The following is a 15,456-nucleotide window of genomic DNA, read 5'->3' as shown; positions in this document are numbered from 1 at the left end:
CAGAAAGCGCTTACTAAGAGGAAAGCCGGAGTGCTGACACACATGACTACAACCAACACAGGGTTGCCCGGGGGCGTCGCCGTCTCGCATCTGTCGGTGTATGACTGGCCCGCATCCGACGGGGTGTGCGGCGGCACCCCGCATATGCACCTGGCCTGCTCGGAGGGTTACCTCGTCACCGGCGGACGCGGGGCCGTGCAGACGCTGACCGCGTCCGGCTACGAGGTCACTCCGCTGGAGGCCGGCGCGGTCGCCTGGTTCACGCCCGGCACCATTCACCGGCTGGTCAACGAGGGCGATCTGCGGATCACCGTTCTGATGCAGAACAGCGGGCTGCCGGAGGCGGGTGACGCGGTCCTCACGCTGCCCCCGGAGTACCTGACCGACCCCGAGACGTACGCACGCGCCACCGTCATTCCGGCCGACGTACCCGAGGAGGAGCAGGAGCGCATCGCCCGTGCCCGGCGGGACCTCGCCCTGGAGGGCTACCGGGCACTGCGCGAGGCCGAGGGGCCCGAGGACCTGGCGGCGTTCCACCGGGCCGCCGCCGCGCTCGTGCGGCCGCGCATCGCCGAGTGGCGCGAGCGGTGGCGTCAGGGCGCCGCGGCCGCCGCCGAGGCCACCGGGGTGCAGCTCGACGCGCTGGAGCGGGGGGAGTTCCCCCACCTCGCGGACGCCGTCGTACGGTCGGAAAGGCCCACTGCCCGCGGGAAGTTCGGCATGTGCGGTCGGCTTGACGTGTACCAGAACTGATGTCCGTGCGGGGCGCGGCCGAGGAGCTCTTGGCCGGTTCCGTATGACCGCACGGGTGCGGCCGCTTGTCGGTACCGGTGTGCGCTCGGGCGGAGGAAGAGGACCGAACTTGATTTATGCGCTGTTGAACTGTCCGCGGGATGGAGTCCGGCGCCATGTCGATCACCGGGTGGCGGGTGCGCTTCACTCGCCGGGGATGGGCACGGCCACGCGAAGTGACCCCGTTCATGCGGGAGTTCGGTGATTTGTTCGCCGGTCTCGATCAGGAGTTGGATGATCTGGGGGTGCCCGAGGGACAGCGGTTCCTGATCAGTCCGGCGGGCGGGTACGACGCGGCGCTGAACCGGTACTTCTCGGTGTCGCTGGCATCTTCACCGTGGAACACCCAGGCCGCCCATGCCCGGGACCTGCGCACGAGCTTCGACTTTCTGTGGTTCGCGCGAGGCCGGCGTGACTGGCGTGATGCGTCTATGGACGACCGGGCGGCGTACGAGTGGTGGCGTCGTCGTGACGAGCGTGGACCTCGCTTGGAAAACACGAGCTGGGACCGGGAGGTGTCCACGGTCAACCAGTTCTACTTGTGGGCGATCGAGCAGGACCTTGTCCGGGCCAATCCCATCCGTCAGCGCGCGGCTGCGGTGTCGTCACCGTGGCGTGGCGTGGCGGGGCGGGCGGCACGATGGTGCGGCAAGTGCCGGCAGAGACGTGTCGCCGTGTCTACAACCCCGACCGTGCCCTGTGCCGCAGCCCCGAGGCTTCCGCCGATCAGCCCGTCATGGCCGACGGCCAGCCACTGCCCTGCCGAAACACCGCCCTCACCGTCTTCGTCCTGGTCGGCCTGCCCCTCACCCTGGCGGCCGGCCTGGCCGCCGCGGTCGTTCTCAACCATGGCATCCGCCGCTTCCGCGCCCTCTTCCGGGACCACCGGCCTGAAGCAACCCCGCAGCACACGAGCCAGGCACCGCAGAACACCAGCGCATAGGCCCTGCCGTCCGACGGACGGCAGGGCCTATGCGCTGGAAGCACCGACTGCTACTGCTGCCCCTGACCTTCTCCCTGTGGAGCAGGCGGTGAGGACGTGGTACCCCGCAGGATCAGATGGGTGGGCAGGACGATGTGCCGACCGCGGTCCGCCTCGGGATCGTTGATGAGTTCCAGGGCCAGTTCGGCGGCGGCGCGGCCCAGGTCGGAGGGCGACTGGGCCACGGTGGACAGGTCGAGCCATTCGGCCATCAGCTGGTCGTCGAAGCCGAGGACGGAGATCCGTTCGGGCACCTCGATTTGTACGGTGCGCAGGCTCAGGATGAGGGAGGCGGCGAGTTCGTCCTGTTCGGCGAAGATCGCGGTGGGGGGTTCGCGCAGGCTCAGCAGGTTGCCGACCGCTTGGGTGGTGCCGCGTTTGTCGCGGGGCGGGGTGGTGACGATCAGGTCGTCGTCCAGAGGGATGCCCGCCTCGGTGAGCGCCTGCTGGTAGCCGAGGAGGCGCTCGCGTGAGCTGAAGCTGAAGCCGCGGGCGTTGGTCGTGTGGGCGAAGGCGATCCGGCGGTGTCCGAGGTTGATCAGGTGGCGGGTGGCCTTGCAGGCGCCGGCGACGTCGTCGACGTAGACGCTGGGGCGGCCTTCGACGTGCTGGCTGATGTAGATGACCGGCATGCCGAGGTCGTCCAGCCGGGTGGTCTCCTCGCCGGTGAGGTCGAAGCAGAACACCAGCAGCGCGTCCGCGTTGCGGCGGGCCGGCAGGCGTTCGAAGAACGCGGCCCGTTCGTCCAGGTCCGGGACGACGTACACGGTCAGCTCCATGCCGGCCCGGCGCAGCAGCGGGCCCAGGCTGGACAGCGCTGCTCCCATGAACCACGAGTCGAGCGTGGGCACGAGCACCGCCATGACACCGGTGCGGCCGGTGACCAGGCTCGACGCTTGTCGCGAGATCGCGAAGTTCAGCTCACGGGCCGCTCGCTCCACCCGGGCACGGACCTCGGGTGAGACCGATGTCAGACCGCGCATCGTGCGCGAGACGGTGGAGGGAGAGACCCCTGCCCGTTCGGCGACGTCGGCCAACGTGGGGTGCCGCTGAGCTGGTGACATGAGCGGAAGTTAGCACAGATCGCGCCCTCAGCGGGAGTCTTTGTGACAGCGCTGTCACACCCCATCCTTGCGGGCAGAATGCCTGTTACACCCAGTCCGTGGGCGGTATCGGTCGCCTAAATCGTGTGCGCTACCGCGACGTTACGCATTGACTTCCGCCAGGTGCACTCCTACGGTGCAAGCGTTGTCTCAGCGGAGGCCAAGACGTGGCCGTAAGTCATTCACTGGCTGCTTTGACCTGCGCTTTCGATCCACGCAACGCCGTGACAGCACAGTCTCGTAACGGCCCAGAGTCATCTCGGTAGCTACTCCCTACAGGGCGCCCCCGCCGAGACTTCGGTTCCGCACGTCCAGGAGAGACAGTGAACGCCAGAACCACCAGAGTCCTTCAGTGCTCGGCCGTGCTCGTCGCCGCCGGGCTCGTCCTCACCGCCTGCGGCTCCTCCGACAGCGACAGCTCGTCGGGGCAGTCGAAGAGCCCGTCGTTCTCGGGCCGCGGTCCGATCACGTTCGCGGCCGCCAAGGACAGCTCCGGCGTCGTCCAGAAGGTGATCGACAGCTGGAACAAGCAGCACCCCAAGGAGAAGGTCACCTTCGTCCAGCTGCCGGCGGACGTGAACCAGCAGCGCCAGCAGATGATCCAGAACGCCGAGACGAAGTCCGACGCCTACACGGTGCTGTGGATGGACGTGGTGTGGACCTCGGAGTTCGCCGCCCACCAGTGGATCGACCAACTGCCCGCCGACCAGTTCCCGCTGGAGAAGATGCTCAAGCCGGTGGTGGAGACGGGCAAGTACCGCGACAACCTGTACGCGGTCCCGCATCACTCCGACGGCGGCGTGCTGTACTACCGCTCCGACCTGCTGAAGAAGGCGGGCGTCGCTGCCGCGCCGACGACGTGGGCGGAGATGAAGGCCGCCTGTGCCAAGGTCGAGAAGCTGCCCGAGGCCAAGGACATGGACTGCTACGGCGGTCAGTTCCAGAAGTACGAGGGCCTGACGGTCAACTTCGCCGAGGCAGTGAACTCCGCCGGCGGGGTCATCACCGACGCCGACGGCAAGCCGAACGTCGACACCCCCGAGGTGAAGAAGGGCCTGGACTTCCTCGTCGACTCCTTCAAGGACGGCACGATCCCGAAGGAGGCCATCACCTACCAGGAGGAGGAAGGCCGCCAGGCGTTCCAGTCCGGCAAGCTGGTCTTCCTGCGCAACTGGCCGTACGTGTACTCGCTGGCCGAGAAGAGCAAGGTCGCGGGCAAGTTCGCGGTCGCGCCGCTTCCCGGCCTGGACGGGGCCGGTTCCTCCAGCCTGGGCGGCCACAACGTGGCCCTGTCCTCCTTCGCCAAGAACAAGGCCACCGCGCTGGACTTCATGAAGTTCTTCACCAGCGAGGACAGCGCCAGCACGTTCCTCAAGGACGCCTCCATGGCTCCGCCGTACGGAGCCCTGTACGACGACCGGGCACTGGTCAAGCAGTACCCCTACCTGCCGGTGCTGAAGAAGTCGATCCTCAACGCCGTACCGCGCCCGAGGGTGGTCCAGTACGGTGACGCGTCCTCCGCGATCCAGCAGGAGGCGTACGCGGCCCTGAACGGTGACAAGTCCAGCGCGCAGGCGCTGAAGGACCTGCAGGACGCGCTGCAGAAGTCCACGGCACAGTGAGGAGAAAAGCCGTGGTCGACACCAAGATCCCACCCGGCACCGGCGCGGACCCGGCCGGCAGACATGCCGGAAAAGGCACCGCGCCGGTCAGGGGAAGCAAGCGGGCCTGGGCGACCGCGGCTTCGGGGCGGACGGCGGCACTGCTGGTGTCGCCGACCCTCCTGGTGCTCACCGTCGTCGTCCTCTACCCCACGCTCATGGCGATCAGAGAGTCGCTGTACGGGGCCAAAGGGCTGGACCCGAAGACCGGCTTCATCAGCGACACCGAGCCGTTCGTCGGGCTGCAGAACTACGCCGACATCTTCGGCGAGGCCGGCGACCGGTTCTGGAACGCGTTCTGGAACACCACCTTCTTCACCGTCGCCACGGTGGGCCTGGAGACGCTGATCGGTGTCGCGATGGCGCTGATCATGCACAAGGCGTTCAGCGGCCGGGCCCTGATCCGCGCCAGCATCCTCATCCCCTGGGCCGTGCCCACGGCCATCTCCGGCCTGCTGTGGCGGTGGATCTTCAACAGCGACGGCATCGCCAACGCTCTGATCGGCCACCAGGTGTTGTGGACCACCGAGGGCTTCCACGCCAAGGTCGCCGTCGTCATCGCCGAGGTGTGGAAGACCTCCCCCTTCATCGGGCTGCTGGTCCTGGCCGGCCTGCAGGTCATCCCGAAGGAGGTCTACGAGGCGGCCCGCCTCGACGGAGCCGGCCCACTCGCCCAGTTCTGGCGGATCACCCTGCCTTTGGTGAAACCCGCCCTGCTGGTCGCGGTGCTCTTCCGCTGCCTCGACGCACTGCGGATGTTCGACCTGCCCTACCTCCTCATCGGCGCCCAGAAGAACTCCGTGGAAACCCTCTCCATGCTCGCCCAGAACGAGGCGTCCAACGTCCGCTTCGGACCGGCCGCCGCCTACGCGGTACTCCTGTTCGTCTACGTCTTCCTCATCGCGCTCGGCTTCGTCCGGCTGCTGGGCACAGACCTCGTCGGAGACGTGGGCGGCCCGACAAAGCCCAAACGCAAAAGCAGCCTCCGGCGCACCTCGGCGCCCAAGAGTGCGGAGGTGCCGGCATGACGACGACCGGGAAATGGCGAACCTGGCTGCTCTACCTGGGCGTTGCCGCGGTGGTGGCCTACTGCCTGGCCCCCTTCTACTGGATGCTGGTCTCCAGCCTGCGCAGCGCCTCCGACATCTTCGACACCTCGCTGCTGCCGACCTCCGTGTCGTTCGAGAACTACCGGGCGGTCTTCAGCCCCTCCCAGGGATTCGGCCGCGCCCTGCTCAACAGCCTGATCGTCTCCAGCATCACCACCGCACTCGCCCTGCTGCTGGCCACCTTCACCGCCTACGCGATGGCCAGGCTGAAGTTCCGCTTCAAACGGCTGATCCTCACGCTGATCATCGCCACGTCGATGTTCCCGGTCGTCTCGATCGTGGTCCCGCTGCTGAAGCTGTTCACCGACATCGGCTGGATCAACACCTACCAGGCGATGATCGTGCCCAGCATGTCGTTCGTGCTGCCGCTGGCGGTGTGGAACCTGACCACGTTCTTCAAGCAGATGCCCGACGAGCTCGAAGAGGCCGCCATGATCGACGGCTGCACCAGGGGCCAGGCGTTCCGCAAGGTCATCATCCCGCTCGCCGCGCCGGGCATCTTCACCACGGCGATCATCAGCTTCATCGCCGCCTGGAACGAGTTCCTCATCGCCCTGTCGATGACGAACAAGCAGGACATGCAGACCGCGCCGGTCGCCATCTCCAAGTTCACCGGCGCCACCCAGTTCGACATCCCCTTCGGCAGCCAGATGGCCGCCGGCGTCCTGGTCACCGTCCCTCTGGTGATCATGGTGCTCGTCTTCCAGCGCCGCATCGTCGCCGGACTCACCGCGGGCGCGGCCAAGTAACCCCTGGCCGCCGCACCGCACCTTCCCCCACTCTCAAAAGGACCGTTCAGCACCATGTCCTCCACCACGCCTTCGCCCTGGTGGCGCAGCGCCGTCATCTACCAGGTCTACATCCGCAGCTTCGCCGACGGCGACGGCGACGGCGTCGGCGACATCGCCGGCCTGCGCTTCCGGCTCCCCTACCTCAAGTCGCTCGGCGTAGACGCCCTGTGGATCAACCCCTGGTACAAGTCCCCGATGGCAGACGGCGGCTACGACGTGGCCGACTTCCGCGCCATCGACCCGCTGTTCGGCACAGTCGCCGACGCCGAGCAGCTCATCGCCGAAGCCCACCGGCACGGAATCCGCGTCATCCCCGACATCGTGCCCAACCACACCTCCGACCAGCACGCCTGGTTCCAGCAGGCCCTGGCCGCCGGCCCCGGCAGCCCGGAGCGCGAGCGTTACGTCTTCCGGCCCGGCCGCGGTCCCGACGGCGCCGAGCCGCCCAACAACTGGATCTCCTGCTTCGGCGGCCCGGCCTGGACCCGCCTGCCCGACGGCGACTGGTACCTGCACCTGTACGCCCCCGAACAGCCCGACCTCAACTGGCAGCATCCCGACGTCCACGCCGAGTTCGAGTCCATCCTGCGGTTCTGGTTCCACCGGGGCGTCGACGGCTTCCGCATCGACGTCGCCCACGGTCTGGCCAAGGACCCCGAACTGCCCGACCTTCCACCGCGCCCGGACACGCCACACGGGCAGCCCCTCCACCACGCCCAGCACCCGCACTGGGACCGCGACGAGGTCCACGACATCTACCGCGCCTGGCGCAAGGTCGCCGACGAGTTCGACGGCGACCTTGCCTTCGTCGCCGAAGCCTGGGCCGACACCCCCGAGCGCCTCGCCGCCTACGTCCGCCCCGGCGGCCTGCACACCGCCTTCAACTTCGACTTCCTCATGGCCAGCTGGGACCCCAAGGACCTCCGCACGGTCATCGACGACTCCCTCGCCATGCTCAGCAGCGTCGGCGCACCGGCCACCTGGGTGCTCTCCAACCACGACGTCATGCGCCACACCAGCCGCTACGCCCGCAAGACCGTCGCACGATGGGTGCCCAACGAGCGGTACCAGCCCCAAGGCCCCGCCGATCTGGACCTCGGCACCCGCCGCGCCCGCGCCGCCGCCCTCCTCATGCTCGCCCTCCCCGGCGGGGCCTACATCTACCAGGGCGACGAACTCGGACTCCCAGAAGTCGAAGACCTGCCCGAGGCTGTCCTCCAGGACCCCATCTGGGAACGCTCCGGTCACACCGACAAGGGCCGCGACGGCTGCCGCGTCCCCCTCCCCTGGTCCGGACAGACCGCCCCCTTCGGCTTCAGCACCGCCGACACCGCCAGCCCCTGGCTGCCGCAACCTGCGGACTGGAGGGAGCGCAGCGTGGAGGCACAGACCGGCGACGAGACATCCATGTTGGAGCTGTACCGCACTGCCCTGCACATCCGACGCGAGCACCCTGCTCTCGGCGACGGGACCATGTCCTGGCTCGACGCCCCAGCAGGAGTCCTTGCCTTCCAACGCGAACCTGGCTTCACATGCGTGGTCAATCTGTCGGACGAGGCGTACCGGTTGCCTGAACACACCGCGACCTTGCTGGCCAGCGGCCCGATCACGGACGGACTTCTGGAACCGGACCGCGCGGTCTGGATCAAGGCCTAACCATCCACCCCAGGGGCGACGGCCCTTCTCAGTTCTCGAGGGCCTCTCCGGTGTCACTCCCCGCTGACCGGAGGGGCCCTGGCCCATTGGACAACGGACACCTGCAAACCCTGTCCATAAGAAGCGCGCATCGTCCCTCCTGCCGGCCGTCCGACCAGCTTGGCTGCTGCTGGACGCTCGCGCGGGGAAGCGGTACCGCGCAGAGGCCGAGCCGATCGACCCGGTCGGCGGTCATGTCCCTGGCCCCTCGCGGCCTTGAATCGGCCGCACGACGGCCTGGGCGGTGTTGTGGCCGCCGAAGCCGAGGGAGCAGGGCGGCGAAAGCTCGCGAGCGTCGGTCAGGGCTGCCCCGCGGTCATGGCCGTTGGCCTCGCAGCCGTGCTGTTCGGGGCAGTGCCGTGCGGCTCACACTTCGAAGCCGGTCGGTCGACCGTGCGGGCGGCAGGGATGGCTCGGTCCCCGACCGGCACCGACTCCGCGGCGGCACCGACTCCGCGGCGGCACCGACGAGCGGTCCCGCTAACGGCCCGTGCGACCTTCGGACGGCGGCTCGGCCGTCGACTCCCGCCAGATGATCCGGAACAGAGGTTCGTCCTTCGTCTCGGGCGGGGTGTCGAGCAAACCCGCTATCAGCTTGGCCATGGCCTTGCTGCCGAGTCGTTCGAGGTCCACGTCGACGGTGGTCAGGGACGGGCTCATGAACTGCCCGACACTGTTGTTGTCCCAACCGGTCACGCTCACGTCGCCCGGCACGTCCCAGCGGCGCTCCAGGGCGCCCCGGACGACGCCGGCGGCGACGAGGTCGTTGGCCGCGATCACCGCGGTCGGCCGGGAACGGCCCGGCAGTGACCGGATCGCCTCGATGCCGGACTCGCCGGACCAGTCGCCGTCGAAGACTCCGACGGACTCCAGCCCGAGGCGTTCGACCGTGTCCAGATACCCCTGCCTGCGCGCCCTCGCGGAAGCGAACTGGGCGTCGCCCGCCACATGAAGGAAACGAGTGTGACCGAGCGCCGCCAAGTGCTCGATCATCCGCACGACAGGCGTGGCGTCGGCCAGCTCCCCGATGCCGCGCATCTCGTCGTCGAAGTCGGCGGAGATCACCACGGCGGTCCTCTGGTGCAGCCTGCTCTGCACCGAGGGGACCACGGGAGCGAGGGAGAGGATGCCCTCGAACTGGCCCGAGTCGGCGAGCTCCAGCAGGCGTTCACTCCTCGCCCGTACGCCGCCCCCGGCGCTGACGACGTCCACGAAGTACCCTGCGGCGTCTGCCGTCGCGGTGGCTCCCGCCAGCATGCGTGAGGGGTTGAAGGCCATGGCGGGCATGAGGATCGCCAGTCGGCCGGTCTTCCGTGTGCGCATGGACCGCGCCACCAGGTTGGGGCGGTAGTCCAGTTCGCGGATGGCGTTCTCCACCCGTTCCAGGGTCGCGGGCTTCAGCCCGCCGTTGAACCGCAGGTACCGCGACACCGTCTGGGGTGACACACCGGCGAGTCGCGCCACATCGGTGATCGTCGGTCGTCGTCGCGCCGTGTCAGCGCCGTCCATCCGCTTCTCCCACCTTCGCCAATGTTCCGGTGAAGTCAGAGAGTACACACTCTTGACGCAAAAAGTGATCGTTCACTATCGTCCTCGCAACCCAAAGAGTGAACGATCACTTTTCGGGTGACGCGCGGCCCGGGACGGGCCCGCATCACTGTGTGCCGATGCCGCCGCTCAAGGGAGCAGTGCCGTGAGCTCCATCAACGAACTACGCCGGCTGCGCGGGTCCCAACGGGGCGTGCGACAGCAGAACAAGGCGGCGTTCTTCTTCCTACTGCCATGGTTCATCGGGCTCGTCGGGATCACTCTCGGCCCGATGCTTGCCTCGCTCTACCTCAGCTTCACCAAGTACAACCTGCTCCAGCCGCCGCAGTTCAGCGGACTGGACAACTGGACGCGCATGCTCGAGGACGAGCGCCTGCACAAGTCGCTCGGGGTGACGTTCAGCTACGTCCTGGTCTCCGTCCCGCTGCAACTGGCGCTGGCCCTGGCGCTGGCCCTGCTGCTGGACAAGGGAGTGCGGGGACTTGCCTTCTACCGCTCCGTCTTCTACCTGCCCTCACTGATCGGCGGCAGCGTCGCGATCGCCGTGCTGTGGCGAGCGATGTTCGGGACCAACGGCCTTGTCAACGACGCCCTGGCCGTCGTCGGTATCCAAGGGCAGGGCTGGATCTCGGAGCCCGGAACGGCGCTGTCGACCCTCGTCGTCCTCAACGTCTGGACGTTCGGCTCCCCCATGGTGATCTTCCTCGCCGGGCTGCGGCAGATCCCCACCTCTCTTTACGAGGCGGCCTCCGTCGACGGCGCGACGCGCTGGCGCCAGTTCCGCAGCATCACGATTCCGATGCTGACACCCATCATCTTCTTCAACCTGGTGCTCCAGATCATCCACGCCTTCCAGACGTTCACCCAGGCCTTCGTGGTCTCCGGTGGCACCGGAGGCCCCGCCGACTCCACGCTCTTCTACTCGCTGTACCTGTACCAGCGCGGGTTCGGCCACTTCGACATGGGGTACGCGTCCGCGCTCGCGTGGGTCCTGCTCCTCATCGTCGCGGTCTTCACCGCCGTCAACTTCTGGGCCTCAAAGTACTGGGTGTTTTACGATGACTGACCGCGCCATAGACGTACGAGACGTACCCCGCTCGCTGCCCGTCGACCGTTCGGACACGCTGCGCCGGATCAAGCGCGGGATGCGCGCCCCGCTCAAGCATGTCCTGCTCGCTCTCTGCGCCCTGACGATGCTGTACCCCGTCCTGTGGATGGTGGTCAGCTCCCTGCGGCCCAACAGCCAGATCTTCCGCAGCGCGGGACTCGCCCTGACGCACCCGCACGTCGAGAACTACAGCAACGGCTGGAACGCCTTCGCCCAACCGTTCAGCCACTACATGATCAACTCGCTGATCGTCGTGATCGGCGCGATCCTGGGCAATCTCCTCGCCTGCTCCATGGCCGCCTACGCGTTCGCCAGGCTCGAATTCAAGGCGAAGCGCGTGTGGTTCGCCATCATGCTCGTCACGATCATGCTGCCGATCCACGTGATCATCGTGCCGCAGTACATCCTGTTCTCGGAACTCGACTGGGTGAACACGTTCCTGCCCCTGATCGTGCCGAAGTTCCTGGCGACCGACGCCTTCTTCATCTTCCTCATGGTGCAGTTCATCCGCGGCATCCCGCGCGAACTCGACGAGGCCGCACGGATCGACGGTGCCGGGCAGGCGCGGATCTTCTTCCACATCATCCTGCCGCTGATGGTCCCGGCGCTGGCGACGACCGCGATCTTCACCTTCATCTGGACCTGGAACGACTTCTACAGCCAGCTCATTTACCTCACCGACCCGGAGATGTACACCACGCCCCTCGCGCTGCGTGCCTTCGTCGACCAGCAGACCGCGACGGACTGGGGCTCGGTGTTCGCCATGAGCGTCGTGTCGCTCGTGCCCGTCTTCCTCGTCTTCCTCGCCGGACAGCGCTTCCTGCTGCGAGGCATCGCGACCACCGGCGGAAAGTAACTGCGGGGGCTACTGCCGGATCTGCGGGGGCGATCGAGTCATGGCCGCTCGGCAGCACCGCAGCCATCCATCCGATCCACTCATCAAGCACAGGAGAAGCACATGAAAGCCAGCCCCTTCAGTCGCCTCGCGATCGGAACGGTCGCCTCGCTCTCGCTCGTCCTGACCGCCTGCTCCGGCGGCAGCACCGACTCCGCTCCCGAGCTCAGCGACAAGCCGGTCACCATCCGCGCCACCTGGTGGGGAGCGGACGCGCGCGCCCAGCTCACCAACGAGGCCATAGCGGCGTTCGAGAAGAAGTACCCCAACATCAAGGTCAAGGGCGAGTACAAGGACTGGAGTGGCTACTGGGACGCGCTCGCCACGACGACCGCGGCCAAGGACTCGCCCGACGTCATCCAGATGGACGAGCTCTACCTCGCGTCCTACGCGGACCGCGGAGCGCTGTACGACCTCGGCAAGGTCAAGAAGATCCTCGCCACCTCGCAGTTCGACGACCAGGCTCTCGCCACCGGACAGGTCAACGGAACGCAGTACGCGCTTCCCGTCGGCATCGGCGTCATGTCCGTCGTCGTGAACACCGACCTGTTCAAGAAGTACGGCGTGGACGTCCCCGACGACAAGACGTGGACGTGGGACGACTACGCCAAGGTCGCGAAGGAGCTGACGGACAAGAGCGGCGGCAAGATCCACGGTGCGGCCGGCGCCCCCGGCTTCGACGCCGGCAGCCTCAAGTACTGGGCGCGTCAGGAGGGCGGCAACCTCTTCGACAAGGACGGCAACGTCTCGCTCAAGCCCAAGGCGATCACCGACATGTGGAACTACGGTCTGAAGCTGATCTCCTCCGGGGCCAGCATCAAGGCGTCGACGATGGTCGAGGACCAGACCGCCGGCATCACCGCCGGCAGCTTCGCCACCGGCAAGGCGGCCATGACCGGGGCCTACAACACCCAGATCACCGCGCTGCAGCAGGCAACCGGCGCCAATCTGAAGCTGCTGCAGATGCCCCACGTCGGCACCACCAAGGCGAACTTCTTCAAGCCGTCGATGTACTGGGCCGTCTCGGGTCAGAGCAAGCACCCGGCCGAGGCCGCCGCATTCGTCAACTTCATGCTCAACGACCCGGCGGCCGCCGACATCCTCAAGACGGAGCGTGGCATCCCCGCGAACAAGGAGATGCTGAAGCACCTCGAGGCCGGTCTGACCGGGCCGGACAAGGCGGCCGCCGACTACATGAACGAGGTGACTCCTGGTGAGTCGCCGGTCGTGACCCCCAACGGCGGAAGCGGGATCGAGCCGATGCTGCAGCGCTACACCCAGGAGGTCTACTTCAAGAAGACCTCGCCCGAAGACGCCGCGAAGGCGTTCATCAAGGAGCTCCAGGGCGAGATCGACGCGGCCAAGTGACCTCATTCCCGGGGGCCGTCGGCGCCGCCCACGGCTCCCGGGGGAGTCCCGCGAAAGAGCGGGTCGGAAACCAAGAGAGAGAAACCACCCATGCCCAGCGCTCGGCCGCCGTACCGCGCGGCCATCATCGGCACCGGCGGTATAGCCCACGCCCACGCCCACGCCCTCGCCGAACTCTCCGAACGCGCCCGGCTGGTCGCCGTCGCCGATGTCGACCCCACCCGCGCCGCCGAGTTCGCCGACCGATACTCCGTGCCGCACGTCTTCAGCGACCTGAAGGCTCTGCTGGAGAGCGAGAAGCCCGACCTCGTGCACATCTGCACGCCACCGCAGACCCACGCACCCCTGTCGTCCATGGCGATGCAGGCCGGCATCACCGCCCTGGTGGAGAAGCCGACGGCGCTGAGCCTGCGCGAGATGGACCAACTGGCCGCTGTGCAGGAGCAGACCGGCTCCAGGGTCCTGACCGTCTTCCAGCACCGCTATGGCGCGGCGGCCGTACGCCTGCGCCGGCTGGCCGCCTCCGGCGCACTGGGCCGGCCGCTGGTCGCCACCTGCGAGACCCTGTGGTACCGGCCCGACGAGTACTTCGAGGTGCCGTGGCGGGGACGCTGGGACGTCGAGGGCGGCGGCCCCACCATAGGCCACGGTATCCATCAGTTCGACCTGATGCTGTCGGTCCTCGGCCCCTGGTCCGAGATCACGGCGCTCGCTGAGCGCCAGGCCCGGCCGACGGACACCGAGGACGTCTCCATCGCCGCCGTCCGGTTCGCGGGCGGAGCCCTCGCCACGGTGGTCAACTCCCTGCTGTCGCCCCGTGAGACGTCGCGCCTGCGTTTCGACTTCGAGTACGCCACGATCGAACTGGAGCACCTCTACGGCTACCGCGAGGAGCACTGGCGGTTCACGCCGGCGCCCGGCCACGAGGAACTCGGGGCCCTCTGGGCCGCCGGTGACGAGCCGGACATCACGAGCGGCCACAGGGTCCAGATCGAGGCCGTCCTGGACGCCTGGGACACCGGTCAGGAACCCGGCGTCTCCCTGTCGGACGCGCGACGCACGCTGGAGTTCGCGGCCGCGACGTATGCCTCGGCCTTCCGCGGTGTCCGCGTCGCCGCGGGCGAACTGACCGGCGACGACCCCTTCACGCTCAGCATGGACGGCGGCGCCGTGCCGTGGGAACGGGTCAAGGAGGCCCTGGTATGAACACTCTCGACATCAGACACGACCTCGATGCCTCGGTCACGGTCCGGGACGGCGACACCGAGCTGTTCCGCTATGTGTACCGGCCGGACACCGTCCAGCTGGAATCGCCCAAGCCCTACCTCCACCCGCTGCGCACCCGCGCCGGTCACGTAGTCAGCCTGTTCCGTCCCCACGATCACGTGTGGCACAAGGGCATCGCCTGGTCCCTGCCCCACGTGGGCGAGGAGAACTTCTGGGGCGGCCCCACCTACATCCACGGACGCTTCTACGTACAGCTGGAGAACAACGGAACCCAGGCGCACCGCCGGGTCGTCGCCATGGACCGGTCCGACGGATCCGCGACGTTCGCTCACGAACTGGACTGGATCACCCAGTCCGGCGCGTCGTTCTTCACGGAACGCAGGACGCTGCGGGCGAGCCTGATCTCCCCGCACGCCTGGGCGTTGACGTTCGAGACGCGGATGACGAACGTCTCCGGAACGGACGTCGCCTTCGGATCGCCGACCACCAAGGGCCGGGAGAACGCCGGCTACGGCGGCCTGTTCTGGCGGGGCCCGCGGTCGTTCACCGGCGGGCAGTTCGTGACCGCGGACGGCAAGGGCGGCGACGAGGTCCGCGGGCGGCGCATGGAGTGGATGGCTTTCGAGGGCCGCCACGACGAGACGGACGTACGGTCGCTCGTGCTCATGGTCGACGACGCGGCGAACCCGAACCACCCACCGCAATGGTTCGCCCGTACAGAAGAGTTCGCATGCCTCAACCCGGCACCGTTCTTCAGCGAGGAACTGACCGTCGAGGACGGTGCCACCCTGCGGTTCCGCTACGGCGTGGGCATCGCCGATGCCGACGCGAGCGCGGCTCCCGCACTCGCGGACGCGGTGCGCGAGGTGCTCGCGCGGTCCGACGCGTCCACCGCTGCCGGGGAACCCGCATGAATGTCCGCACGTGCGGACCGGGCCAGGGTCCGCCCTTGCCCAACGGTTGCCGCCCCGAGCAGGGCTGACGCGAGTCCGACCGCCGCCTCGGAGGAGGTGGCGGTCCTCTGCGTCTGCGGCAGGTCGCCCGGTCGAGCCGCGGCGACCTGGGCCTGCCACGGTGACGGTCGCGGCCCAGCCGCGGTCGTTGCTGGTCGGTCCTCTTGGGACGGCGGCCGTCCGGGCGCAGCGGCCTGTGGCGGCGGCCTACTCGAACACAGCCG

General features: G+C 68.0%; 12 protein-coding genes and 1 pseudogene. 11 read left to right on the top strand and 2 right to left on the bottom strand.

What is annotated here, in order from left to right; genetic code table 11:
• Positions 1 to 42: 42 nt before the first annotated feature.
• Positions 43 to 753 carry a cupin domain-containing protein gene (locus HJD23_RS09480; RefSeq protein ID WP_171108589.1) on the top strand — a complete coding sequence of 237 codons (711 nt, stop codon included), beginning with the start codon at positions 43 to 45 and terminating at the stop codon, positions 751 to 753.
• Between the two features lie 805 nt (positions 754 to 1,558).
• Positions 1,559 to 1,672 (top strand): annotated as a pseudogene (locus HJD23_RS09470) (sugar ABC transporter permease); the annotation flags it as partial.
• Between the two features lie 113 nt (positions 1,673 to 1,785).
• On the opposite strand, the gene HJD23_RS09465 reads toward HJD23_RS09470, so the two are convergent.
• Positions 1,786 to 2,838, bottom strand: coding sequence for a LacI family DNA-binding transcriptional regulator (locus HJD23_RS09465; protein ID WP_346770303.1), 1,053 nt, complete (start codon positions 2,836 to 2,838; stop codon positions 1,786 to 1,788).
• A 362-nt stretch (positions 2,839 to 3,200) separates the two neighbouring features.
• Here HJD23_RS09465 and HJD23_RS09460 point away from each other — a divergent pair, with 362 nt between their 5' ends.
• The 4 genes from HJD23_RS09460 to HJD23_RS09445 are packed head-to-tail and all read left to right on the top strand — an operon-like array spanning position 3,201 to position 8,094.
• On the top strand, positions 3,201 to 4,499 hold the full coding sequence (locus HJD23_RS09460; RefSeq protein ID WP_171108591.1) for an ABC transporter substrate-binding protein: 1,299 nt from the start codon (positions 3,201 to 3,203) through the stop codon (positions 4,497 to 4,499).
• Between the two features lie 11 nt (positions 4,500 to 4,510).
• A complete protein-coding gene (locus HJD23_RS09455) occupies positions 4,511 to 5,566 on the top strand; it encodes a sugar ABC transporter permease (protein WP_240980673.1) in 1,056 nt (351 codons plus the stop codon).
• On the top strand, positions 5,563 to 6,396 hold the full coding sequence (locus tag HJD23_RS09450; protein WP_171108593.1) for a carbohydrate ABC transporter permease: 834 nt from the start codon (positions 5,563 to 5,565) through the stop codon (positions 6,394 to 6,396). Before HJD23_RS09455 ends, HJD23_RS09450 begins: the two co-directional genes overlap by 4 nt.
• 54 nt (positions 6,397 to 6,450) lie before the next feature.
• Entirely contained in the window at positions 6,451 to 8,094 is a 1,644-nt protein-coding gene (locus HJD23_RS09445; RefSeq protein ID WP_171108595.1) for a glycoside hydrolase family 13 protein, read from the top strand.
• Between the two features lie 519 nt (positions 8,095 to 8,613).
• Here the strand turns inward: HJD23_RS09445 and HJD23_RS09440 are convergent.
• On the bottom strand, positions 8,614 to 9,642 hold the full coding sequence (locus tag HJD23_RS09440) for a LacI family DNA-binding transcriptional regulator (protein WP_171108597.1): 1,029 nt from the start codon (positions 9,640 to 9,642) through the stop codon (positions 8,614 to 8,616).
• A gap of 184 nt (positions 9,643 to 9,826) precedes the next feature.
• On the opposite strand from HJD23_RS09440, the gene HJD23_RS09435 reads away from it, so the two are divergent.
• The 5 genes from HJD23_RS09435 to HJD23_RS09415 all read left to right on the top strand — a co-directional run bounded on the left by HJD23_RS09435 (position 9,827) and on the right by HJD23_RS09415 (position 15,193).
• Positions 9,827 to 10,747: a sugar ABC transporter permease gene (locus HJD23_RS09435; protein WP_171108599.1), complete on the top strand. Its 921-nt coding sequence runs from the start codon at positions 9,827 to 9,829 to the stop codon at positions 10,745 to 10,747.
• A complete protein-coding gene (locus HJD23_RS09430; RefSeq protein WP_171108601.1) occupies positions 10,740 to 11,645 on the top strand; it encodes a carbohydrate ABC transporter permease in 906 nt (301 codons plus the stop codon). The genes HJD23_RS09435 and HJD23_RS09430 overlap by 8 nt, the downstream gene beginning before the upstream one ends.
• Positions 11,646 to 11,747: 102 nt before the next feature.
• Positions 11,748 to 13,052 carry a sugar ABC transporter substrate-binding protein gene (locus HJD23_RS09425; protein ID WP_171108603.1) on the top strand — a complete coding sequence of 435 codons (1,305 nt, stop codon included), beginning with the start codon at positions 11,748 to 11,750 and terminating at the stop codon, positions 13,050 to 13,052.
• A 90-nt stretch (positions 13,053 to 13,142) separates the two neighbouring features.
• The gene (locus tag HJD23_RS09420; RefSeq protein WP_171108605.1) at positions 13,143 to 14,258 is read left to right on the top strand and encodes a Gfo/Idh/MocA family oxidoreductase; all 1,116 of its coding nucleotides are present in this window, start codon (positions 13,143 to 13,145) and stop codon (positions 14,256 to 14,258) included.
• Positions 14,255 to 15,193, top strand: a complete 939-nt coding sequence (locus tag HJD23_RS09415) for a PmoA family protein (RefSeq protein WP_171108608.1) — start codon at positions 14,255 to 14,257, stop codon at positions 15,191 to 15,193. The genes HJD23_RS09420 and HJD23_RS09415 overlap by 4 nt, the downstream gene beginning before the upstream one ends.
• Positions 15,194 to 15,456 lie beyond the last annotated feature (263 nt).

Origin of the sequence: Streptomyces sp. Z423-1, assembly GCF_013009255.1 — a bacterium.
Classification (GTDB): domain Bacteria; phylum Actinomycetota; class Actinomycetes; order Streptomycetales; family Streptomycetaceae; genus Streptomyces; species Streptomyces gossypiisoli.
Note: the sequence above shows the minus strand (reverse complement) of the source record. Positions and strands in the feature narration are given on the sequence as shown.